The 7187-nt window shown below is 68.0% G+C and carries 6 protein-coding genes; 2 read left to right on the top strand and 4 right to left on the bottom strand.

Annotation, left to right across the window (positions count from 1 at the left end; genetic code table 11):
* Positions 1 to 284: 284 nt before the first annotated feature.
* From ACZ7OY_RS40940 to ACZ7OY_RS40930, 3 genes are all read right to left on the bottom strand, one after another.
* Positions 285 to 974 carry an HAD family hydrolase gene (locus tag ACZ7OY_RS40940; protein ID WP_472250605.1) on the bottom strand — a complete coding sequence of 230 codons (690 nt, stop codon included), beginning with the start codon at positions 972 to 974 and terminating at the stop codon, positions 285 to 287.
* A gap of 284 nt (positions 975 to 1258) precedes the next feature.
* Positions 1259 to 1636, bottom strand: coding sequence for a hypothetical protein (locus tag ACZ7OY_RS40935; RefSeq protein ID WP_472250604.1), 378 nt, complete (start codon positions 1634 to 1636; stop codon positions 1259 to 1261).
* Positions 1637 to 3277: 1641 nt separating this feature from the next.
* Positions 3278 to 3829 (bottom strand): transposase, encoded by a 552-nt coding sequence (locus ACZ7OY_RS40930; protein ID WP_472250603.1) that lies wholly within the window; start codon positions 3827 to 3829, stop codon positions 3278 to 3280.
* Between the two features lie 832 nt (positions 3830 to 4661).
* Here ACZ7OY_RS40930 and ACZ7OY_RS40925 point away from each other — a divergent pair.
* Complete coding sequence (locus tag ACZ7OY_RS40925; RefSeq protein ID WP_472250602.1) at positions 4662 to 6134, top strand: sialidase family protein; 1473 nt, start codon at positions 4662 to 4664, stop codon at positions 6132 to 6134.
* A 109-nt stretch (positions 6135 to 6243) separates the two neighbouring features.
* Positions 6244 to 6318 (top strand): 50S ribosomal protein bL37, encoded by a 75-nt coding sequence (locus tag ACZ7OY_RS40920; RefSeq protein WP_100661309.1) that lies wholly within the window; start codon positions 6244 to 6246, stop codon positions 6316 to 6318.
* A gap of 69 nt (positions 6319 to 6387) precedes the next feature.
* On the opposite strand, the gene ACZ7OY_RS40915 is transcribed toward ACZ7OY_RS40920, so the two are convergent.
* Positions 6388 to 7059, bottom strand: coding sequence for a GNAT family N-acetyltransferase (locus ACZ7OY_RS40915; protein WP_472250601.1), 672 nt, complete (start codon positions 7057 to 7059; stop codon positions 6388 to 6390).
* Between the last annotated feature and the right edge of the window lie 128 nt (positions 7060 to 7187).

Genomic DNA, 7187 nt, shown 5'->3' with positions numbered 1-7187 from the left:
GCAGATGTTCGGCCGCGCCGGGTTCCCGCTCCTCCGGAAACGAGTCCTCCTCGCATGACGCTGCGTCACCACCCCACACAACTTGGGCCAGACCCTTCTTTGGGCGCCAGCGCACCAGCGTTTCGGGGCTCCACTGACGTACCAAGCTGATCTGGCGCCACCGGTATGACCAGACGGTTCAGGTCAGGGCCAGGAGGGCCGGTGCATCGCATCTTGCGGGACTGGACGGCGTCCGGTCGCCGGGCCCTCGACATCGCGCCGAAAGTCGCCCCGGTCGGGCCACGTCAGAGGAACTGGAGCACCTCGGCCAGCGCGCCGGGACGTTGGTCGACGGGCAAGGGATCGACCAGGTGGACCCGGCACCCCAGCGTGGCAGCGCCGGTGTCCGCACCAGGCTCGTCTCCCACCATGAGTGCATCGCCGGGCGCCACTCCGAGCTGGTCGCACGCCATCTGGAAGATCCGGGGATCAGGCTTCTTCACCCCGCGTTCGAAGGAGAGGAAGTAGGCGTCCACGAGGGCATCGATACCGTGGTCGCGGAAGACAGGGCGCATGTCCCAGCCGATGTTGCTGACGACAGCGACCGGGATGCCTCGCCCGCGCAGGGCGCGGAGGGTCTCCTCGGTGTCGGGATAAGGCAGCCATGCCCCGGACACTTGGGAACGTTCATACAGGGCCTCGGCCAGGTCAGCCGCAGGCAGCTTCGATTGCCGGGCAAGGGCGGTGAAGGCAGCCCGGTGCCGTTCGGCGGTCAGATCGCGCTCCCGCCACAGTGCCTCCAGATGGGGCGGCACTGTGCGCGGAGGAACCCCTCCGGGCTGAGCCCCGAACTCTTCCAGCCGGCTGACGCACGCGTCGAGTTCACCCTCGGGCACGTCCAAACCGGCCTTCGTTACTACCGCGCGCAGCCACTGCGCGGCCGATTCGATCCGGAAGAGAGTCCCGGAGAAGTCGAACATCACACCCTTGATCATGCAGCCGATCCTGGCGGCGCCGACGAGCCGGCCGCAAGGCCAAGACGATCACCGGCCGCACCATGGCCTGTTCTATATAGGGCAGGCAAGCCCAAGGCTGACTGAGCACCGCTTTAGGAGTTCGGTTCGATCCCGCTTCGGACGCCGTAGTCGACTGGCGCGACGGCCGGAAGGGTTGTCGGTGTCCACCCCCGTCCGGCGTCGTTGATGTCAGCCGTGGATGTCAGAACCTTCTGATCCGTAGCTCCAGCCAGTTCGGTCAACGACGGTCATTCCGGTCGCTCTTATGCCTCTGAGGGACGCCGATGGGCGGGGGCAGTCGCTGGGGTTGCGGTACCGCGCTGCTGTACGGCTTGCTTCGCTGCCAGATTCCGGGCGTGAGCTTCACGTCGCAGCCGCCGTTCGTAGTCGGCGATCTGACGGGCGACGGGAACGCCGGTGGAAGTTCGGATCAACCGCTCGTTTTCACGATCCACCAGGAAAGGACCGTTGCCCCCCAATCGAGGGCGCTGTCCCTGACCGTCCCAGACGGCCCCCCAGTAGAAGATCCACCCGAACGGCAGGGCCTCCATGCGCAGGATCTGAAGGTCGTACGCGACGTTGCCCCGCACGTCGTCGATCTTGGCAAGCACCAGTCGGCGCGCGTCCTCCTCGGTCAGCATCGCCCGATGATGGCATGGCGCCTTCACACGCCGGAACGTTTTACTCCTGGCGTACACCCGCTTTCCAAGTCTGTTGGTGCCTCGCCGGGCGGAGTACAGGTCCGTTCACCTGCGTTCATGGGCGGGTGAGTGCTGGGACGACCCTCGCGGGATGGTCCCGCCTGAATGGCGGTGAACCTCGCTGAATGAGACGGAAACTGAGACGGCCTGGCACACGGCCAGACCATCACCCACCGCAGATGAACGGCCCGTGACCAGGTAACTCGGTCAGGGGCCGTTCCCGTGAGCGTTGTACGCCAGCGACCGTGGCTCCCCGCTGTTTTCCGACCGAACGGGCATGGGAGGGGCACGTCGGCTGGTCCTCTCTAGCCGCCCAGCAGCCTAGCGAGTGCCAAAACAGCCACCGCGGAGAAGACCGGCAGCTTCCTGACGTTCCGCCCAGCGGGCTTACGACTCAGTTCCCAAGCGAGCACCACGATGCAAAGCAGGTCCAGCGGGCCCCGCAGCAGGAAAGCGATGTCGTGCACAGTGAGCCTCCAGGGGCCTTCGAATGGACGGGAAGGCTACATCTGGTGGAGGTTGCGTGGATGGCCGGCCAGTCTGCGGTCGACGACGCTGTGAGGTTGGCTCCGGGACTTTGGGCGGGAGCTGCCATACCGAGGACGGCAGCGCACTAGTGGCCTGCGCCGGCTGGCCGCTGCCGCTGGTTGCCAGGAAGCCACCGCTTTGGGAGCCAGGTTGGGGGACCTTGGGCTTGACCTGGGAATCCCTGCCTTGGGCGGCGTAGGGCCGTGCGCGCCCTGGGGAACCTCGATTCCCCGTGAGTCCCCGCCCGTTCTGGCACGGAAGTGGCACGCCCCGCGGCCTCCTCGATGAGAACTATGGGCGAGGCGGTCGCTGAGGTCAGTACGGCAGTCTAGTCGGCTGCTTGGGTCTGCTGGTGGTCGGTCACGGGTGCCGAGGTTGCTGTACTTCGCTGCTGTACAGCAGCGGCTGAGGCTGCAAGGTGTTGGTATGCCGTTGCCCCCGACGGCTCGGGCCGGTAGGACCGTCGGTAAAGACCTAGGGCACTGAAGACGAAGCAGAAACCCACGATTGTGGCGATTGCTGTCATTGGCATCGATCCCAAGCGGCGATGCACAGGACCCACCGTGAGTGTGCCCCCAATGCCTATGCAAATGTCCGCCCAGCCCCCGAGGCGCGGCGAGGAAACCGTCTTCCTGAACCATGGGGGGATCCATCCGGCACAGATGGCGGCAGTGCCGGGGACGAAGGTAATGAGCCAAAAGAGCACCAACAGAGCCCAGTCGATGCTCTCCACAGCGAGTCCCCCTTGTGACAACTGTGCGACTCGATGGCCGCCAGTCGTGATCTTCGCACGGCCACCTCGCTACCTGGAAGCGGCCGCGCAAAATGACGAAACCGCTTCACGGCGATGTCGGCGGGCTTCTGAACTGCTACGACGGTCCGCCGTTGCGTGAACTCCTTTGCCACTGCTGGAGGTTGGAGACTGGCTTGGACGGCTGACACGTTTTGAGCTGTGGCCTCATCCTTATCAGGCCGGTCACAGGGGTCTATCAACGTCGGACCACCGCCCGTGAGCCTCGGCCGATCGGTAGCGTCCTATGGCTCCTATGTCAATCAGGCGGCCTGTGTGAGGTCAGCTTGTTCGGTGCTGGTCTGGGCGTCGCGGAGGAGGGCTCGGTAGACCACGTCCGACAGGCGGCGCCGGAGGGCGCGTATGGCTTCGGTGTTGGTATTTCCGGCCTCTCGTCGGCGCTGCAGGTAGGTGCGAGCCTGTGGGTGATAGTGCGCGTGCGTGATGGCGATACGGTGCAGGGCTGCGTTGAGTTGGCGATTGCCCGTCCGGCAGAGCCGGTGGCGTGTGCGGTTGCCTGACCATACGGGGAGCGGTGCGGTGCCGTTGTGGCGGGCGTAGGCGCTCTTGGACCGGAACCGACGGATGTCGGCCGTCTCTGCGAGGATCTTCGCCGCATTGAGAATGCCGCAGCCTGGGATAGCCAGCAGGCCAGGCGCTGCATCGGTGACGAGTACGCTGATCTCTGCTTCGAAGGAGCGGATCTCGGCGGTGAGCCGGCAGCACTGCTCCAGCAGGCAGAGAGCCAGGCGGGCTACGGTTCCGTCCCGAGCGGCCAGCTCCTTGTTGGGGACTGCTGCAGGGGTGGGTGACACCCTGACCCGTCGGGGGCCGTGCGTGGGCGGATGGGCGGCGCTGGTGGCGGCGCTCGCCTGGCTCGGCGACCAGCCCTCGTTCGCGCCACGCGCCGATCACCCGCGCTCCCTCCTGACTCCAGCACCGCTGGAGTCAGGATGATCACGAGACCGCCCACCGGCCCTCTTTTGATCCTCTGCCCGTGGCCCTCGTTTCAACCGTCGCCGACACCCGGTGGGATCACCGCCTGGCAGATGCTGCGCCGCGCCGCCAAGCCGTGCTGTCGGTGGTCTTCAGTCCGAGACGTCACATGCGTTCGCCATCACGCACCGGGCGCTGCGGGCGTTCTACGCGCACGCGGCCCACTGCGGGGAAGCGGTGGTGAAGTGCCGTTCCAAGGCGTGAGGAGTCGCGATCCAGGACGGGCGAGGAACCGCCGCGAGGCGGGACCTGCGGATCCGTGGGGTGGGACTTGTGGCTGTGCGAGGTGGGAGACGTAGCAGTTCCGGCTCGCTGTGCTCTTTCCATGCGGACGACCCCTATTGGCGACATCGTCGCTGGTAGGCGGCTTCTTCGTGCTCGGAGCCACTCTGGTGGCCCGGGCCGGAGCGGGGTGGGGGTGGTCATCCCGCAGGGGCCTCTGTCGGCTTCGGCCGGGCCTCGGAGGGTCCGGGGGCGGTCCAGGGATGATCTTGGGCTCCGTCGTTCGGCCCATCAAGGGCGTCGGCTGCGGCGCCGAAAAGGACCAAGCGGAGTCGCCCCACCCTCGCGTTCCGGTCCGCCTCCGCGCCCCAGACCGCCCCGATGACGGCGGTCCCGTACCCCCGCCGACAGGCCCGGAGGAGATCCCGCATGCGCGTCTTCCTGCCCCCGACCGCCGTCACCACCGCCGCGCTCCTGCTCGTCACGTTCACCGGCGCGGCTCCCGCCGCAGCGGACCGGAACCCCGACGGCACACCGCTGGTCAGGGTGTCCCACGGCGACCCGTACGCGAAGTGCACCGTCGGAGCGAGATCGCCCGACAGCTTCGCCTACCCGGGCACCGAGGTCGAGCCGTACCTGTCCGTCGATCCGCGCGACCCCAGGCGCGTGGTCACCGTGTTCCAGCAGGACCGCTGGAACGACGGCGGCGCCCGTGGCCTGGTGGCCGGCTGGACCACGGACGGCCGCACCTTCCGCCGGAGCACGCTGCCGTTCAGCCTGTGCGCTCCCGGCGGCGCGGACTACGAACGGGCCACCGACCCCTGGGTGAGCACCGGACCGGACGGCACGGTCTACGCCGGCGGGGAGGGCGTCGACTTCACGAAGAGCACGCGCACCGCCCTCCTGGCAGTCACGTCCCGCGACGGCGGCCGCACCTGGCGGAACCTCACCACCACGCACGTCGACGAGCAGCCGTTCTTCAACGACAAGCCCTCACTCACCGCCGACCCGATCCGCAAGGGCACCGCCTACCAGGTCTGGAACCGTCTCGACAACGACCCGCCCGGCCCCAGCTCCCTCGACGGTCCCGGCTACATCTCCCTCACCCGCGACGGCGGCCGTACCTGGAGCAAGGCCCGGCGGTTCGTCGACACCAGCGCCGTGCCCGACACCCAGACCATCGGCCATCTGATCGTCGTCGACCGGCGCACCGGCACCCTGTACGACTTCTTCGACCGGATCACCTACTCCGCCGACCTGAACACCGTCGTCGAAGCCCGCTACGAGGTGGTCGCCTCGACCGACGCCGGAAAGACCTGGAGCGCCCCGGTCACCGTGGCCCGGGACACCTCCGTACCCGAGGTCGACCCGAACGACCCCTCCAAACTGCTGCGCGACGGGACCACCCTGCCGAGCCCGGCCGTCGACCCCGGGACAGGCACGCTGTACATGGCTTACGAGGGCTCGGACTTCTCCGGTGGAGCGTTCGACTCCGTCCAGCTCGTGCGGTCCACCGACGGCGGACGCACCTGGGGGACCCCGAAGCTGATCAGCCCCAAGGGCGTGCCGGCCTTCTCACCGTCGATCGCGGTCACCGAGCGGGGCACCGTCGCGCTCACGTACTACGACCTGCGCTTCCTCAAGCCCGGCAACACCACCACCCTGCCCACCGCCTACCAGCTGGCCACGCTGCGGCACGGAAACCCGAAGCTCCGGACCGAACGACGGATCTCGCGGGTCTTCGACTGGCTCCAGGCGCCCTTCTCCGGGGGCTACTTCCTCGGCGACTACCAGGGCCTGGTGGCCGACGGCAAGGGGGTACGGGCGGTGCTCACCGAGGCCCATTCCGGCGCGCCGCGGAACCGTACCGACGTCTACACCGGCAGTTTCCGCACCCCCTGACGGGCGCGGACGCCTCCGACCGACTGCCTCGGGGCCGCTGATGCGGGCACTCTGTGCCGAATCTAGACTGACGAAGGCATAAAACGCCCCAAATAGGGAGATGCGCACCATGGCCAAGCGAGGGAACAAGCGACGCGCCCGTAAGAAGAAGAAGGCGAACCACGGCAAGCGTCCCAACGCCTGAGCCGACCCGAGCAGATGACCCAGGACTCCTGACCAAAGAGCCGGCCCCGACGACACCGGGGTCGGCTCTTTACAGATGTGCGGACTTTTCCCAGGCACGAGGGCGCTTCAGCGTCTCCCATTCGGGGCGCAGCAGCGAGAGGACGGCGAGGTCGTGGCGGCGGCCACGGTGGAGGCAGGCGGAGCGGCTGACGCCCTCCCGGACGAAGCCGGACCTGGCGAGGACGGCGAGGGCCGGGGCGTTGTCGGTGTGGGTCTCCGCCGTGAGCCGGTACAGCGGGAGTTCACCGAACGCCAGGTCCACCAGGGCGTCGAGGGCGGCGACGGCATGGCCCTGCCCGCGATGCCCGGGGGCCAGCATCAGCTCGACCTCCGCCGTGCCTTCGCCGATGTTCTGGTTGCTGAGGACGGCGTGGCCGACCGGGGTGCGGTCGGGGAGCAGCACGAGGAAGTCGTCGCGGTCGTTGTCGTCACAGTCACGCTCGATGCGCTCGCGCGTCGCGGTGCGCGAGCGCGGCCAGATGCCCATCCCATGGGCGGTCACCGGGTCGCATCGCCAGCCGTGCAGCAGGTCGGCGTCGTCCACGTCGAGAGCCGCGAGGCCGACGGTACCGGCGGGCCAGACGATGTGCCTGACCGTCCCGGCCTCGCGGTCCGCGCCGTACTCGCGGTCCGCGTCGTACTCGTCGTCCGCGTCACCCATGGCCTTGTCGGCGTCCGCGGTCCCCGTTTTCTCGATCATGAGGGGATGCTAGGCGCGCCTTCGTGGCCGCACCACCAGGTTTCCGGGGTCGTCCGGTCCGCTCCGGACCCGTGCACGGCAAAAACGTTCCACCCCTCCCGCGGCACGGATCACGACGAAGTGATCGC

The organism is Streptomyces sp. NPDC107559 (assembly GCF_055657365.1).
This window is presented reverse-complemented; position numbering and strand designations above follow the sequence as displayed.